At 35.9% G+C, this 16,828-nt stretch carries 17 protein-coding genes; 1 reads left to right on the forward strand and 16 read right to left on the reverse strand.

Annotated features, from left to right (window positions below):
* Positions 1-4: 4 nt before the first annotated feature.
* The 13 genes from ABS911_RS04280 to ABS911_RS04340 all read right to left on the reverse strand — a co-directional run bounded on the left by ABS911_RS04280 (position 5) and on the right by ABS911_RS04340 (position 12,417).
* Positions 5-451, reverse strand: a complete 447-nt coding sequence (locus tag ABS911_RS04280) for a CopY/TcrY family copper transport repressor (protein WP_350466475.1) — start codon at positions 449-451, stop codon at positions 5-7.
* 134 nt (positions 452-585) lie between these two features.
* Positions 586-1,335, reverse strand: coding sequence for an OmpA/MotB family protein (locus ABS911_RS04285; protein ID WP_350466476.1), 750 nt, complete (start codon positions 1,333-1,335; stop codon positions 586-588).
* On the reverse strand, positions 1,332-2,138 hold the full coding sequence (locus ABS911_RS04290; RefSeq protein WP_350466477.1) for a motility protein A: 807 nt from the start codon (positions 2,136-2,138) through the stop codon (positions 1,332-1,334). Before ABS911_RS04290 ends, ABS911_RS04285 begins: the two co-directional genes overlap by 4 nt.
* A gap of 134 nt (positions 2,139-2,272) precedes the next feature.
* Positions 2,273-2,764, reverse strand: coding sequence for a glycosyl-4,4'-diaponeurosporenoate acyltransferase CrtO family protein (locus tag ABS911_RS04295; protein ID WP_350466478.1), 492 nt, complete (start codon positions 2,762-2,764; stop codon positions 2,273-2,275).
* Positions 2,765-2,768: 4 nt separating this feature from the next.
* Complete coding sequence (locus ABS911_RS04300) at positions 2,769-3,878, reverse strand: glycosyltransferase family 2 protein (protein WP_350466479.1); 1,110 nt, start codon at positions 3,876-3,878, stop codon at positions 2,769-2,771.
* Positions 3,879-3,889: 11 nt separating this feature from the next.
* A complete protein-coding gene (locus ABS911_RS04305) occupies positions 3,890-5,302 on the reverse strand; it encodes an aldehyde dehydrogenase family protein (RefSeq protein ID WP_350466480.1) in 1,413 nt (470 codons plus the stop codon).
* The gene (locus ABS911_RS04310) at positions 5,292-6,797 is read right to left on the reverse strand and encodes a phytoene desaturase family protein (RefSeq protein WP_350466481.1); all 1,506 of its coding nucleotides are present in this window, start codon (positions 6,795-6,797) and stop codon (positions 5,292-5,294) included. Before ABS911_RS04310 ends, ABS911_RS04305 begins: the two co-directional genes overlap by 11 nt.
* Positions 6,798-6,890: 93 nt before the next feature.
* Entirely contained in the window at positions 6,891-7,751 is an 861-nt protein-coding gene (locus tag ABS911_RS04315; RefSeq protein WP_350466482.1) for a phytoene/squalene synthase family protein, read from the reverse strand.
* Between the two features lie 45 nt (positions 7,752-7,796).
* A complete protein-coding gene (locus tag ABS911_RS04320) occupies positions 7,797-9,308 on the reverse strand; it encodes a phytoene desaturase family protein (protein WP_350466483.1) in 1,512 nt (503 codons plus the stop codon).
* Positions 9,309-9,361: 53 nt separating this feature from the next.
* Positions 9,362-9,814 carry a MarR family winged helix-turn-helix transcriptional regulator gene (locus tag ABS911_RS04325; protein ID WP_350466484.1) on the reverse strand — a complete coding sequence of 151 codons (453 nt, stop codon included), beginning with the start codon at positions 9,812-9,814 and terminating at the stop codon, positions 9,362-9,364.
* Between the two features lie 19 nt (positions 9,815-9,833).
* Positions 9,834-10,541, reverse strand: coding sequence for an ABC transporter ATP-binding protein (locus ABS911_RS04330; RefSeq protein WP_350466485.1), 708 nt, complete (start codon positions 10,539-10,541; stop codon positions 9,834-9,836).
* Positions 10,542-10,556: 15 nt separating this feature from the next.
* Positions 10,557-11,648, reverse strand: coding sequence for an ABC transporter permease (locus ABS911_RS04335; RefSeq protein ID WP_350466486.1), 1,092 nt, complete (start codon positions 11,646-11,648; stop codon positions 10,557-10,559).
* A gap of 136 nt (positions 11,649-11,784) precedes the next feature.
* Positions 11,785-12,417, reverse strand: coding sequence for an NUDIX hydrolase (locus ABS911_RS04340; RefSeq protein WP_350466487.1), 633 nt, complete (start codon positions 12,415-12,417; stop codon positions 11,785-11,787).
* Positions 12,418-12,568: 151 nt separating this feature from the next.
* On the opposite strand from ABS911_RS04340, the gene ABS911_RS04345 reads away from it, so the two are divergent.
* Positions 12,569-13,396: an aminotransferase class IV gene (locus ABS911_RS04345; protein WP_350466488.1), complete on the forward strand. Its 828-nt coding sequence runs from the start codon at positions 12,569-12,571 to the stop codon at positions 13,394-13,396.
* Between the two features lie 91 nt (positions 13,397-13,487).
* On the opposite strand, the gene ABS911_RS04350 is transcribed toward ABS911_RS04345, so the two are convergent.
* The 3 genes from ABS911_RS04350 to ABS911_RS04360 form a co-directional block, all read right to left on the reverse strand.
* On the reverse strand, positions 13,488-13,946 hold the full coding sequence (locus tag ABS911_RS04350; RefSeq protein ID WP_350466489.1) for a threonine/serine exporter family protein: 459 nt from the start codon (positions 13,944-13,946) through the stop codon (positions 13,488-13,490).
* Positions 13,943-14,707: a threonine/serine exporter family protein gene (locus ABS911_RS04355; protein WP_350466490.1), complete on the reverse strand. Its 765-nt coding sequence runs from the start codon at positions 14,705-14,707 to the stop codon at positions 13,943-13,945. The genes ABS911_RS04350 and ABS911_RS04355 overlap by 4 nt, the downstream gene beginning before the upstream one ends.
* 255 nt (positions 14,708-14,962) lie before the next feature.
* Entirely contained in the window at positions 14,963-16,513 is a 1,551-nt protein-coding gene (locus ABS911_RS04360; protein ID WP_350466491.1) for a gluconokinase, read from the reverse strand.
* Positions 16,514-16,828 lie beyond the last annotated feature (315 nt).

Raw genomic sequence — 16,828 nt, forward strand, 5'->3', positions numbered from 1 at the left:
TTTTTTATGAATGGCTATGTTGGCAGTCGCATTGCCCAGGTATACAATCACACGGAACGCTGTCAACAGCTTCTCCTTTTTTTTGTTGTAACAGGTCTTCTAGCATTTGAACATCTGCATGACTCAATGTTGCTTCACTAATAAGATCAGCAATAGTTGTTCCTACTTTTCGATTACATAAGTGATCAAAAAAATCAGTTGTTTTACTTTTCAAACTTTCTTCTTCAGTAATTATTGGGCTGTATAAATACTTATTGCCAACCGCTTCGGTCTTCAACATTCCTTTTTCAACTAGTCGACCAATCAATGTTTTTATCGTTGCTTGTTTCCAATTCATTTTTTCTTTTACTATTTCTGTTATTTGTTTACTGGTTACCGTATGGTTCGTCCATGCTACCCGCATGATCTCCCATTCAGCATCTGAAATATTTGGTTGGATTTTGTTAATCATTAATACCCTTCTTTCTTTCGACTACATTTGTAATCGTTCTACAATTTATAGTTTACACTCGTAATCGTTTTTTGTCAACTACTAGAATTGAAATTATATGTATAAAAAAAAGAAACTCATCTGAGCTTCTTTTTTTATTGCGCTACCTGTTCTGTGTTATTAAATTCACTATTTAAGATCAATATGTCCACTCTTCTATTTTCAAGTCGGCCTTCATTTGTTTTATTATCGGATTTTGGTCGGTATTCTCCATATCCTACTACCGAAACTCGATTTGGGTTGATTCCTGAATCATTTATGATAATCTGAGCTACATTGCTCGCTCTTAAAACTGAAAGGTCCCAATTGGATTTATACTTTGGATTTGAGACGGGAACAGAATCTGTATAACCCTCTACACGGATGAAACTATCTTTTAATGCTGGTTGGTTTAATAACTTCCCAATATCAATGAACTTATTTTGCTGATCTGCTTTTATTTCTGCATTGCCACTGTCAAAAAAAAGTGCATCGTTAAAACTTAAAACTAGTCCCCGTTCTTCGATAGAAGTCGTGACACTATCATTGAGCTCACTAGTATCAATATACGCATCAATCGTTTCTTTTACTTCTTCTTGTTGCTCTTCTTCTGTCAGCTCTGTAGAACCCTTAGAATTTTCTCCGTCACCGGATTCGCTTTCTCCTTCAAGTATCCCAGTTCCGCCTCCACCCATTTCCATACTAAAAACTGAAGCAAGCTCATTGTATTTTGATTTATCCATTTCACTCATGGAGTACATAATGATAAAAAATATCATTAACAGGGTGATAAAATCTGCATAAGATAACAGCCATCGCTCATGGTTTTCTGGTTCTTCTTCATGTTTCTTATTTCGTCTACTCATACTTCAGGAACTGCCTTTCCTTCATGTATACTGTTACTATCTAATATGATTTCTGAACCATTAAGAAAACCGGTTAATTTTTCATTTATTAAATTAGGTCGAACACCTTGTTGTATCATTAAAATAGCTTCTAAAATCAATTCCTTTTCCATATCTTCTTTTTGGGCAATTTTTTTCAAACGCGTTGCAATAGGAAGGAAAACTAAGTTCGCACTTGCTAACCCATAAAGAGTAGCTAAAAATGCAGATGATATGCTAGCTCCTAATTGAGACATATCCGCATCAGCCAATCCCCCTAATACGTGAACTAGACCCAGTACCGTTCCTACAATACCCATTGTTGGTGCAGTACCTCCTGCTGAATTAAAAATTGCAGCTCCTGTTTTATGTCTTTCTGAAATAGCATCCATTTCTAGCTCTAATGTGTCTCGTATCATTTCGTAGGATTCTCCATCCACAACTAATTGGATTCCTTTTTTTATAAACGGGTCAACATCTGAACTATCAGCTGCTTCTGATTCAATGCTTAGTACGCCTTCTCTTTTTACTTTAGCTGCTAACGTGCTGAAATAAGCAATAATCGTTGTTAGATCTTTTGATTTAGCTGTGAAAGAAACTTTTATTATTTTTCCGATATTTTTCACATACTCTAGAGGGAACGCAAGTAGTACACTTCCAAGAGTCCCACCAAAAACGATTACTGCTGGGGTCCAAGAGATTAGTGCACTTACGTGTCCTCCTTCACCCATAAAACCAATGATCATGGAACCAAAACCAATAACTAATGCAATAAATACGCCCACTGTAATTCCTCCAAATGTTTAATACAAATTGATTAACATAACACTACGTATACTATCGGTTTTTTTATCACATTTTTAAGTCTTCTCCAATAAAAAAATGCGCTCATTCTACTAAAATCAGAATGGGCACATTTTTATTGTTTTGCGTTCTTGCGATTAAGTACTCTTTCAAGACGTGGACGATTATACCGCTGCACAAGGATAATCGGTACATTAAACAGTAGCGCATAAATTACCATAATCCATCCAGCCCAGACGGGATTCCATAAAAAAAATAGGAAAGAAGGTAGTATGGAGAGCCAATGTGTAAGTTCAGCTCTCTTTGTTTCAAGTATGAATAGTTCAAGATACTTTGTTTCTTTTTGCTGTAGATTTTTTTTATAAAAACCACTTTTTACTATTCGCGTACCATCAGGAATAACTTTCGCCCATTTCTTTATATCAAAATGTGTTTGCCAAAATTGCCCTTCATTTTCCCACTTTCTCACTGGATAGATAAAGGATTGTTTTTGAAAATAACATTCTGGTAAAGACAAGGTAAAAAAAGAAATTCCAATTTGGAAAAATGCCCATGCGATGCTGTCAATGATGATGGTCCACATAATTGAAAATTCTATGAGCTGCATTGGTCTACACCTCCAATTTCCGTCCACTCCAAGTGACTCTATGGAGTACCTTTGTCAAAAAGAGGGACCATATAAATAAACCGATAAAAAACAAAAAGAATAGCGGATAACCAAATAAGATCAATAAACTGAATTGGCCAAAACGGCAAGCAAGCCAATAGAATTGTACGGCATAGGTTACACAAAACAAACTGGTTAGAATTACCAAACTAGCATCATTTGACAGCAAAGCTACTATTAAAGAACCAATTGTAAAAAATGCTCCACTAATCCAAAGTGAAATCAGACCTGTAACTATGGGATGGGTAGACTGAGCAGCCGTGCCAAAACTTTTTGTCCATCCTTCGACCAATTGCTTGATTCCTTCAGGGTACATTTGAAACTGGATTAATCCCCGACCTCCATAACAGCGAACTAGAAAATTGTTTTCCATGAATTTTTCACCTAGAGCAAGATCATCCATTATAGCTCCTTTTATAGCTTTATGTCCGCCGACAATAAAATACTCTTCTTTATCACATAAAATACAAGGTCCAAATGATCCTGCCGTCTTAACTTGAGTACCTAGCGGGGTAAATACATTCATACCGGCCATTAAAATAATATTAAACACCGCAGATAAATTTTCATACAATTTTGTTATCTTATGAAATGGTTGAAATGAGAGAATTCCAATTGCATCGACAGATTGATAAGTCGCTAACAATTGCTCCAAGCTAGTTCGATTTTCAAAGAACGTATCTGCATCTAAGAACAACAACCAATCTCCTTTTGCTTCTTTTGCTCCCTTCCAACAAGCAGCGGATTTTCCCGTCCAATCATCACTTTTTTGCTTTCTAATAATTTTCGCACCCTGTTGTTGAGCAACAACAATTGTCCTGTCAGAGGACTCATCGTCTACAACAATGACTTCTACCGGTTTGTATGACTGATTGTTTAAAGATGCCAACAGCACAGACAAACGATTTTCTTCATTTCTCGCAGGAATAATAATCGAAACCGTTTTTTTCACACTAACCTTACCAGCGCTTTTAATAGCCAAAGGAACTTTCCAAAGCATCAAGAAACCACTGATTACTGAAATAAGGCTTAATAATATAATTATGAACAGCATCATTGCTCCTCCTAAAATAACCAACGTCTCCATTTACGAAGCAGGTTTAAATCATTAGATTGATAGGGCGGGTATTGTTTTTGGATATTAAATGGCAAAAGATTAGTGTAGACTGTTCGCTCATAGCTAAATACATCTAAACTGGCTGATCCATGGTAGCGTCCAAATCCACTAGCCCCTACTCCGCCAAATGAGCTATCAGAACTAATTGCGTGTAAAATCACTTGATTCAAACTAAAGGCTCCTGACCGTAGTTTATCTTTAATATACTCACCGTTTTTTTTATTTTTGCTAAAAACATATGTGACAAGCGGATCGTCTAATCGCTTAAGTTCGTTTACTAATTTTGACAAGTTTGTATAAGGGATTACTGGTAAAATTGGACCGAATATTTCTTCATAAAGAATCGGACTACGTGCTGTTATATCTATCAGTATCGTTGGCTCTATCCTTTTTTGCTCAGCATCAACATTTCCACCGTAATAAATACTTCCTTGTTTCAAAAAATCGACTATCTTTTCATATTGTTTTTCATAGGGCATTCGCCCTATCGTTGCTTTTTCAAGTGGATGCAGACCATAAAACAGTTTGATTTGTTCAACTGCCATTTGAAGAAACTGGAGATAAATCGTTTGATGAACATAAATGGTATCAGGAGCAATGCAACTTTGACCAGCATTTAAAAATTTCCCCCATATAATCCGTTGCACAACTGCTTTTGTTAAATTAGTTTCATCAACGATACAAGGATTTTTACCACCTAGCTCTAACACAACAGGGATCTGTTTGTTAGCAGCTGCACGATGTACAATGGTTCCTACTTTTTTGCTCCCTGTAAAAAAAATAAAATCCCAAGGTAATTCTAATAGCTCAGTAGCTACTGAGGAGTCTCCATTCACAACCACCAAAACATCTGGTGAAAAGTAAGTCTCTATTAACTTAGCTAGAAGCTTGGCTGTCTCTGGAGCAAATTCAGAGGGTTTAATAAAGCAGCTATTTCCTACTGCAAGAGCTCCTATTACAGGCATAAGCGCTAATTGTAAAGGGTAATTCCATGGACTAATAACCAATATAGATCCATACGGATGGTGTTCAACTGTTGTTTTGCTCATAGAGCCTAATTTAATTTGATGTTTCTTTTTAGGCTGTTGCCAATTATTCAAGTGACGTTTCATAAAATCTATTTCTTGAAGCAATACCGCCAGTTCAGAAGCATAGGCTTCTTCTGCTGACTTGCCTAGATCTTTGTGCAAAGCAGCGAGTAACTCGGATTCATTCTCCGTTAACAGCATACGCAACAGCTCTAAAAGTTGTTTTCGCTCGGTTGTCTTTGAATGATCACTATCCGCTACTCGTCTTTTTTGATGCTGTTGGATAATGGACCAGTTTATTTTATTGTCGCTAACGCCTGCTTTAGTTATCATCTTGTTGGTCTCTTTGAACAATTTTATCTCTCACTTGTTGCCCACTCATCGTAACCATTGGCATACCGCCACCTGGGTTTACAGTTCCGCCAACAAAATAGAGGTTGTCATACCGTTCACTATGCTTAGCATGCTTAAAGCCATGATTTTTCTTGCGGTTAGAAACAGTTCCGTAAATTGAACCTTTATGTGATCCATAAGTTTTTTCAATATCATCTGGTGTCCACAGGTCTTCTGTCACAATATGCTTACGTAAATCGGTTAATCCCATCTTTTCTAACTTGATCAATACCCGTTCACGAAGTAAAAGATACTCTTCATGAGTGAATGGCTCATCTTGAATATATGGAATATGAGGCAAAATTTTAATATTTTCATGACCAGGTTTTGATTGAGCTTTATCTGTTTTATTCACATTTACTAAATAAATAGTTGGATCCTCAGGTAACTTGCGCTGATTAAAGACTGTATCAAAGTGGTTGGCTGGATCAGCTGAGAAAAAGAAATTATGATGAGCAAGCTGTGGATATTCTTTATCCACTCCAAGATGCATCACTAATCCCGAACTTGAAGGTTCAAAACGTTTTTCTAATTTTTCAATAAAAGCAGGTTCCTCATTCAATAATTTTTGATAAGCCGGAATAACTTCCATATTGGAAATATAATAGTCAGCTTTTCTTAGAGTTCCATCTTCAAGTTCTACAGAACTGATTTTATTTTGTTCGTCCTTGATAAAGGATGTAACACCCAGACCAGTATGCAGTTCTACACCTATCTCAGTTGCTAGTTTAACTAATCCTTCAGCAATTTTATGCATACCTCCTGGAACATACCATACACCCTGAGCATGTTGCATATAAATCATCATGTTCAATACCGCCGGAGCATCATATGGAGAAGATCCAACGTATTTAATAAAATAAGCCAACATATCGCGCACTTTTTGGTTGCTAATTCTTTTTTCAATCGCATCGTACATGGATGAAAAGTAATCAAAGTCTTTCATCGAACCAAATAAGCCATGTTCACGAAAAATTTCTCCTGTTTTATCTAGACCTTTTTCAAAATAACCTTTTTCAGTTGCTTCATACAATTTTTTAGCATACTTTAAAAATTCTGCATACTCCTTCATGTCCTTTTCACTTAACTCACTATTTTTCTTGCTCATTTTTTCTAAATCGCTGTACAGATCAATAACTGAATTGTCTGGGAAAAATGATCTCCACTGATTGTCTAGTTGAATAATTGATATGTAGTCAGCCATCTTACGATTACTACCTGTAAACAATTTTTCGAATACTTGAGGCATTGTTAAAATTGAAGGACCTAAATCAAATCCAAAGCCATCTTGTTCCAATCGATTTAATTTGCCCCCAAGATGATGATTTTGTTCATAAAGTGCTACGTCATATCCACTTTGCGCTAATGAAATAGCTGCTGAAAGGCCACCTAACCCTCCACCGATAACGATAACTGTTTTCTTTTGAGTTGACATATTTAAACACACTCCTCACGTAGTTCATTATAACGAATAGACAAGAAAAGTCCTAAACTAAAGCTATACGGCTTATTCGTCAAGGACAAATTCTTATTTTATTGATTTGTAAATACGCTGCATTTCTAGTGGCGATACATAATTACGCTTGTTGAAACAATCATAGTTGTTCTTACGTACAGCATCCAATAACCCACGGTAAATAGCTGACGAAAGTTTGACTGGTAATCGACTATCTTCATCAAAATAGCGAAAATCTTCTTGCACCTCATCATACAAATATTCGGCACGTTGAGCTAATTTTTCCCAAATGCGGATAAAATTAGCGTTGATTATTCTTTGTTCTAGATCTTTTTTTGTATAGTTTTCAGTAGTCAACTCAGCAATTGGCAGATAGATTCGATCAATTTTTTGAAAATCCTCGCCAACATCTCTTAAGATATTGGTCAACTGCATAGCAATTCCTAGTTTAATTGCTAGCTGAGTAAGATCTTTATCCGACTGTGAAGCTAAAACGGGCAACAACATTAACCCAACAGATCCAGCAACATAGTAGCTGTAGGTCTCTAATTCAGAAAGATCCCTAGGTTCAGCAAATTCAATATCCATTTTTTGTCCTGTTAGTTGATCGTAAAATGGCTCAATAGACATATTGTAACGTTTAAAGACATCTGTTAACGCCCTCCAAATAGGATGGTCAATTGGATTTCCTTGTTCAAATAAGGACAATTCTTCTTCTAAATTTGTTACTGCCAAAAGTTGTTCTTCTGTTGTTTCAACCAAGTCCACACTATCATCAGCCCTTCGACAAAAAGCATAAATGGCAAATATAGCTTGTGCTTTGGCTTTTGGCAAACGCGAAAATGCATAATAAAAACTTTTAGAATGGTGTTTGATAATCTGTTCGCAGTACTGATAATCTTGTTTTATAGTTTCTTGTCTGTTCATTTCCATATCCAGGCCTCCCATAGTATTGACTAAGTTTCATACAGTAATGGATTATGCCTTAACTCCGCGATCATCTAAGATTAATTCTTCGGTAGCAATTTTTGCAGACATCAATACGATTGGCACACCTGCTCCAGGGTGTGTACTGCTTCCAGCAAAGTAGAGATTTTCACAATTTTTAGCTTTAGCTTGTGGACGAAAATGATTGCTTTGTAATAGATTAGGTCTCAGTCCAAAACAGGCACCATTATATGCATTGAATTTTTCTTTGAAATCAATAGGTGTCATATAGCTTTCTGATACGATCTCATTCTCAACATTTTCAAAACCTTTAAGTTGTTTCAACGAATTTAAAACTTCTGATCGATAATGCTGGATCGTTTCTTCAGTCCACTCATAATCTGCAATAGATAAATCAGAAACAGGGACTAATAGATAAAGTCCATCTTTGCCTTCTGGAGCCATAGATGGGTCCATCTTTGAACCCATGTATAAATAGTAAGAAGGATTATCTAGTAATTTACCAGCAAAAATATCTTCAAGATTTTTATCTAGATCCTCAGCAAACACAAAATTGTGCAACTGATCAACACCTTCATATTTACGATCCATACCTAGATACATGATAAAGCAAGAACAAGAGTACTTCATACTATCAACTTTTTTATCTGTGTATTTCCCTTTAGCAGCAGTGTCTTGCACCAAATTTTTAATAGCGTATGGGAAATCAGCATTACAGACAACATAATCCGCCAGAATCTCTTTATCGCGTAATAAAATTCCATAGGCCTGTTTGTCTTCAATCAAGATTTTTTCTACTGGTGAATTGTAATGAACTTTTCCACCCAACTCTAAAAATAAGCGTTCCATAGATTTGGCCATTGTATACATACCACCTTCAATAAACCAAACGCCATAGAGCAATTCAATCATAGGGATGATGGTATAAAGAGAAGGTCCGTTAACCGGCGAAACTCCTATGTATAAGGTTTGGAAGCTAAGCATCTGCTGCAATCGTTTATCTTTTACAAATTTACCGATGGAATGATTGGCGCTATCAAATGTTTTTAATTTCAAAGCCTGTTTGATCATAAACGGGTTATAAAAATCCAATGCGTTACGGAAAGGACGTTGCAAAAAATGATCTTTTGCTACAATAAAACGACCATAAATATCTTGAAGATAACTCAAAAAACCCTTCGCATCTTCATCACTAATTCCTTCTAGGGATTGCATTAATTTGACTAAATCAGAAGAGACATCAAACTTGTCTTTATCTTCTGTTCCAAAAAAGGCCGTATACATAGGATCCAGTCTTTTCATTGGGATATAGTCATCCGGATCTCTTCCTGTTAATTCAAAAACTTCTCTATAAATTTGTGGCATCATAACAATACTAGGACCTAAATCAAAAGTATAACCATCTTTTTTGATTTGATGCATCTTCCCGCCAGGTATGGCTTCCTTTTCATAAATTTCTACTTCATATCCTTCGTGCTGCAAACGTATTGCACTTGCTAGACCGGCTACGCCAGCTCCGATGAGTGCTATCTTTTTCGACAAAAAATCTCTCCTTTCTAATTTTATGCAGTTGAAATTTTTATATTTGTCTCAGGTCATTCATTTTCTTCTAAACGTTCAAACTCACTGTTTAAAGACTTCAACCCTTTAAAAAAAGCTTCATTATTTATATCCGTCATATTACAATGCATAATCTCACCTAAAATAGCCTTTGAAATGGCTTTTTTAGATTGCTGACTTTTTTCAGTTAATGTGACAATTACTGCTCGTTTGTCTATATCAGATGCGACTTTTTCAACCCACCCTTGTGTTGATAATCGATTAAGGATTGGGTTAAGCGTTCCTATGCTCATACCTACGCGGTCACTAATATTTTTTATGAATATATGATCTTCATCCCATAATGCTAGTAAAACAAGATATTGAGGAAAAGTTAGTCCAAAAGCTTTTAACGCTCTTCCATACATTCTTGAAAATCCATTTGACGCTTTGTATACTTCGTAACATAGTTGGTCTTCTAAAGACCGAACAAATATGGTTTCATCCAATTAAATCTCTCCTTCCAATCTAAGTGCTTTTTTTGTCTTTCAGATCCTCTTCGTTTGATTCTCTTAAAGTCAAAATACCATCTTTCATAACATACACTTTATCACATTGGCTGATCAATCGTTCATCATGGGTAACCATAATAGTCGCTTTCTTTTTGTTTTTTGTTTCGCGTGCAAGTATTTCCACTACTTCAAAAGCTTTCTCAGAATCCAAGCTTGCTGTGGGTTCATCTGCCAGAATAACAGATGGCTCATGATACAAAGCACGAGCGATTGCAACTCGTTGGCGTTCTCCACCTGATAGATCACTTGGATATTTATCTTTCAAATCTAAAATACCTAGCTCATCTAATAAATCGTCTTGTTTCTGTTTATCTACTTTTGTTTTTTCAACTTTGTTGACCAGATTCAGTTGGTCTTTTACCGTTAAGAATGGAACTAAATTTGATGCTTGCAAAATAAATCCAATTTCTTTAAAACGTAGAGCTGCTCGTTTCTTTTCAGCAACCTCACTAAAAGGTTTTTCATTGATCATAACAGTACCTTTTGAAGGCTTCTGTAGCCCTCCAATAATCGTTAATAGTGTACTTTTTCCAGAACCACTTGGACCAATAATCGCAACGAATTCTCCTTCTCCTACAGCAAAAGTGGTATCTTTTAATGCTTCTACTCGTTTATGTCCTTCGCCAAAAGAACGGCTCACGTTATCTAACTTTATTAATTTCATTTTTGGTTTCCCCCTTTATCCGATTGCTTCTAATGGATCAATCTTAACTACTGTACGTACTGAGAATAACGCTCCTAATACCGCTACAAGGATAAGTAAAGCTGTTATTCCAGCTATAAATAGAACATTCGAACTATAAGGAACTGTAGCCGGCAAAACAAGTGACGTAATAACAGTCAAAATCAATCCAATTCCGACACCAATCGTAGACAATAAGAAGGTTTGGGCGACAACTGACTTCGCTATATAACCTGAAGAGATTCCTTGAGCCTTCATAACACCAAACATGCTCGTTTTTTGCAAGGTCAATACATATATAAAGATCCCAATAACAACTGCTGCTATCACAATTAAAAATCCAATCATTAATCCAAATGTTAAAACTTGCGCGCTATACCCAGGTATCTTAAAGATATAGTCTCCAATAGAATAGGCCACCAAGTCATCAGAATCTGCGACAACATCTTGTATCGATTCTGATGAATCTCGAACTACCACTGCACTGATTCGCCCATTTTCCGAATCATCAGCTTCTTCAAAGCGAACTTCTTGGTAAGAAGGTATCGTCGTGTACAAAACAGGAGCCACATTAAATTTAGCGTTTTCAGTAAATCCAACAACTTCTACTTCTTTATCGTTTCCAGCAAGTTGAATCGTATCGCCTAGCTCAATATTGTCTTCTTCTTTCAAACTAATATCAGCCACAACTTCATCATCATTTTCAAATAATCGACCATCAATCACGTCGGGCATAATAAATTCATCTGGTTCAATACCAAAAAAAGTTACATTTATTTTGGATGATTCCCCCGTTTCACCTTCTTTTCGTATCACACTAGGAGCTAGTCCTAGTAGAGCAGTATCATCCGCTGTAACTTCTTCAGCTTGTTCGAATGTCATCATGGACATATTGATGTTCGTATTTGATTCATCTGTTAAGACAATGGCATCTGCTTCCCATTTATCTACACTTGTACGATTATCTTGAGCTAATCCATATGCCAATCCAGTTAAAAAATAAACCAAATAAGACACCAAAATCATAACTCCAATAATCAATGCAAACCTAGTTTTTGAATGCTTTATTTCTTTCCATGCTAAAAACATGTTATATCCCCCTTTTTAAATAGCTCGTTTTCTTTAAAATAATGAAAACATTCGTTTATTTTGCTATTCAATTTACCGTTTTTTTATATCTTACACGATATAGTATAACTAGAATAAAATATATTGTAAACTTATCTCACTTATTTTCCGAAAAAATTTTAATTTTATGCTCTTTTATCAACTGGATAAAGCGATTCGTAAAATTAGCTGTGAAGCCCCATATTGTGCGATTATTGAATGTATAGAAAGGTACTGCGTGCTTTTCTTGCTTCCAGTTGTATTTTTTTCCACCAGGAATTCGATCAAATGGAAAATCCTCTTCGTGTTCTAATTTCACATGTGCCTCGTAATAAATTGGATCATGTGTTAAAAAATAACTCACTGGTACCGTATACACTTCTTCCACTTCTTCATTAAACTGAATTTCTTCTAACGATATATTTTTTAGTTCCCCTACGAAAGATCGTATGATGACGCGCTCGTTAACAATGTAATCCATTTCTCCTAAAATACGAATAGAATCTCTAGAAAGAGATAATTCTTCCATCGTTTCTCGAACGGCAGCTTCTTCGTATGTCTCTCCTCTTTCTACTTTTCCGCCTGGAAAAGAGGTTTCGCCTGGTTGAGAAATATTCTTGCTGCGAACTTCAAATAAAAGATGCAACTCATCTTTTATTTTTATTAATGGAATCAATACAGCAAAATGCTTTTGGTAGGTAAGGGGTTTTGCATCATAGTTTTCTAGTAAGCCTTTGATTTCATTTAACATTGTTATTCCTCCTTCATTTGCTACGCTTTAATCATTATTATAAGGAATCAAATGGTCATACACTAATCTTATTCTTGCTAATCGTACAGTAAGTTCATTACAATAGAAGAAAACAAACGACTTATTCGTTCACACAAAAGGGAGTTTAATTATGGAACAAGTAGAAGAGACCTTTTATTTTATAGACGATCAAAAGAAACCGACCAAGCAAAACGCTATATTTGACGAGCTAGAAGGAAAAAATATTTATGAAGTCATCCGTGTTCAACAAGGTATTCCTCTTTTTCTAGAAGATCATTTGGAGCGTTTTAGAGCTTCTGCAGCTGCTACTGGTCTACACTTAAAAGACTCCGATAAAGTTTTAACAAAACGTATTTACCACTTGATCTCATTGAATCATGTTATTAATAAAAATATCAAACTCATTTTAAATGACACAAAAGGATTATTGATTTTTTTCACGACGTCTATTTATCCTCCACAAGACTACTATCTCAATGGTATGCATACCACGTTATTAAAGTTAGAACGAACAGATCCTAATGTTAAAATATTGCGTAAAGACTATCAGCAAGCTGTTTTAGCTGAACGTAAAAAGCAGCAAGCTCATGAGGTATTGCTCGTTGATCAAACAGATCATGTGACTGAAGGCAGTCGGTCAAATTTATTTATTGTAAAAAACAATAAACTCTATACTTCTCCAGCTAAAAACGTTTTGCTTGGTATTGTTCGAAAAAAAACATTGGAATTGTGTATCAAATTAAATTTTGACGTTAGAGAAGAAACGATTGCTGTTTCAAAACTACCTGAAATTGATGGAGCCTTCATCACGGGCACAGGAAACAACATCTTGCCCATCAAATCAATCGGGGAAATACCTTTACGTTCTACAACCAACTCGATCATCAAAACACTGATGACAGAATATGCTACTCTTGTCGAAACGTATATCATAGAACATCAACCTGCTCATTTATAAGCCTAAAAATAATAAACAAAAAACCCGAGATCTAAAATTAAAATGCGATCTCGGATTTTTTGTTTCTAATAGGTTTATTAGGAAAAATTTTCTATTCTTTTTTCATTGATGCAGTCCGTTTTCCTTTTAAATATTGCGCTCTCTTTATTACTTTAAATACTGTGTCTATTGTAAAAATAGCCAAAGCAATCATCCCTGCTATTTGGATAGTATTTTGAAGATGTCCCTGTGCCAAATCAGTATTTCCTTGAATAAATTCATAGACCGTTAAGTACATTCCCGAACCTGGCACTAAGGGGAAAAAGCCTGGTAAGAAAAAGATGGTTACTGGAACTTTAAAAATACGCGAAAAAATATGTGATTGAGTAGAAATCACTAATCCTGAGATGTATGTTGACATAACAGATCCTAATGTTTCAAGACAAACCAGATAAACTCCCCAACCAATAGCTCCTACTATAGCTGTTGCAAAAATATGTTTTTTGGGCGATTCTAAGCTAATTGCTGCTGCAGCGACTGCTAAAAAAGCACCAATGACTTGGCTGATCAAAATAGCACACCTCCAATAAGTACTAACCCTATCGCAACTCCTAAAGCAATTGATAGAGCAGTAACAAAGGCTTCTAAAGCTTTAGCACCACCAGACATGTAGTCTCCTTGTAAAGTATCTCGTATTGCATTTGTAATAGCCGTTCCTGGAACTAAAGGCATTATCGTACCCGTTATCACGACACTTATCATAAGCGTTGGAAAAATAAACATCTGCATTAATCCTGCCCCCACAGATATAACAGCAGAAGATAGAACGTTTCGAACAAAAGAGCCCATATCTAACTTCTTTTCGCCTTTTAAGATCAGTGCCAATAAAGCACCATTTACTCCAGCAGCCAGTATTTCAAAAAGGCCTCCACCTAAAAGTAAAGCAAATGAAGCAGCTAAAGCTGATGTAGCAATATCTTTATGGATAGGCTTATATTGTACTTTCCCAATATTTTGCAAAGCTGTATAAGCTTCTGAAATTGTGATCTCATCACTAGTCAATTGCCTGGAGATCGTATTTACACTGGCAATATTATTTAAATTCGTATCGCGCACGTTGATTCGATTCACAATCGTAATTGGATCTTCCAAGCTAGGGTCATCTAGCGTAGCGACCAATCCAGTAGCAATAGCAAATGCTTCAGTTGTTTCAAATTTTGACGTTTTTAAAATATGATTCATCGTATCCTCTACACGATACGTTTCAGCGTTACTTTCTAGCATGATTTTTCCTGCTAGTATGGCGACATCCATTAGTGTTTTGTAATCCATTCTATCGTCTCTTCCTTTCCCACAATGGCTAACCGCATTCTTTAAATTACAACTTTCCTTGTACATGTAAATTTTAACTTAGTATAGCACAGTTTATTAACCCATTTGAACCTTTCAATTCATTCTTACTTCTTTTTAATAAGAACCATTTTAGTTTTATAAAAAAACAGAACAGAAAATTCTGCCCTGTAAAAAATTTTACTAGTTAAGTCACTATATGCCCCTTATTAGTAGTTGTTTAGTTTTTTTGATCATTTAGTATGTTTCATTCAACATTCCACGAACTTTTGTCATCTCTTTTGCTAATTTTTGATACACAGGAATAATTTTTTGGTAGTCTGTTGCTGTTTGTTCGTTATACTGTATGCTGATTTTTGATTCAACCGTATCTTCTATACGCTCTTTCTCTTCATGGCTAGCTACTGTTTCAATCGTTTCTTCAGTTCCTTTACCAATCAAGACCGCACCTAAACAAGAGCTTTCAAAACTAGTTGGCTGATGCATCGTTCTTCCAAATATATCTGCTATCATTTGTTTCCATAATGGAGAATTTAAAAACCCACCCGTTACATTTATGGTTTTAGATGGACCGCCAACCTCTTGAATGATCTGCCAAACATCGTAAAGGTTAAATAGTACGCCTTCCATAGCTGCCCGTACCATATGTCCAGTAGTGTGCCTAGAAGCCAATCCAATGAAGCTACCCGTAGCTTCCGACTCCCATAATGGGGCACGTTCACCGTTTAAATATGGTAAAAAGAATAAGCCCTCTGCACCAGGTTTTATTGTTTCAGCAAATCGATTAAGCTGTTCTAACCTTGTTTCGACACTATTGTCCATCATTTTGCTTCCTTCTGGGTAGAGAATTGATGTCAGCCATGACATGACATTTCCACCATTGTTTACAGCCCCTCCGATAACCCAGCGGCCTTTCGACAAATAGTAACAAAAGGTTCTGCCTTCTACATCCAATACAATGTGATTGGTAACCATTCGAATAGCTCCACTAGTACCAATTGTAATCGCCGTTTCACCAGGATCCATTGCCCCAACACCAAGGTTCGATAAACAACCGTCACTGGCACCAATGACCAAATCCGTTGTAGAATCAATGGCCATTTCTTCAGCATAGCGTTCTTGAATTTTATTCCATCTAAATGTAACATCTACAGGTTCAGATAAAAGTGACTTTTCAATGCCAACAAGTTTCAGAATATCTTTATCCCATGATAATTCATGAATATTGAATAATCCAGTTGCTGAAGCAATCGAGTAATCAATTTTGTATTCTCCAGTCAGTTGAAACAAGATATATTCTTTGATCCCAATAATCTTCTTAGCTTTTTTTAAAATAGCAGGATGGTATTCTTTCAGCCACAAAACTTTGCTGAATGGACTCATAGAATGAACTGGAGTCCCGGTTTTCTTATATAAGGCTTTCCAATCCATCGTTTCTTTTAATTGAGCAACTAGATCTGCTGGACGATTATCCGCCCAAATGATACAGTTGGTCAACAATTCGTCTTGTTCATCTACAACAATAACACTGTGCATGGCACTTGAAAAAGAGATGAAATCAACTAGATGGCTGATTCCTTTATCTTTTTCCATCAATGTGCGTATAACTGAAAGTACAGCTTGAAAAATCACTTTTGGATCTTGTTCGGCCATACCTATTTCAGTTTGACTAATGGCGTATCCTACATAAGTACTATCTATTACTTGAAGATCTTCTTGGTATAAGACGGCTTTTGTGCTTGTTGTACCAATATCTACTCCAATTGTATACCGTTGTTGCTTTACCATTCACTAATCCCCCTTGCATTGAACCGAATATCTCCGAATTCATTGCGCAATCATGCGACTATTTTCCTTCAAAATAAAAATTACCTCATCTATAATCATGTCGTTTGGCGGCAATTTTGTCAACTTTTTTATAAAGAAAACAAGTGTATTGAAACACTGGATTTCCAGTCAATTTTTCATCAAATAAAAATGGGGTCTATAATTTTTAGTATTGGTAGATTTCTAAAATTGATTATACAAAATTTTTGGAGAAATAGGGGTTGCTTGTAGCCGTGTAAAGGATTCAATGCGAATTACAGAGCGTTAACGCTTTGT

The sequence above is a fragment of the Carnobacterium sp. genome (genome assembly GCF_040274425.1).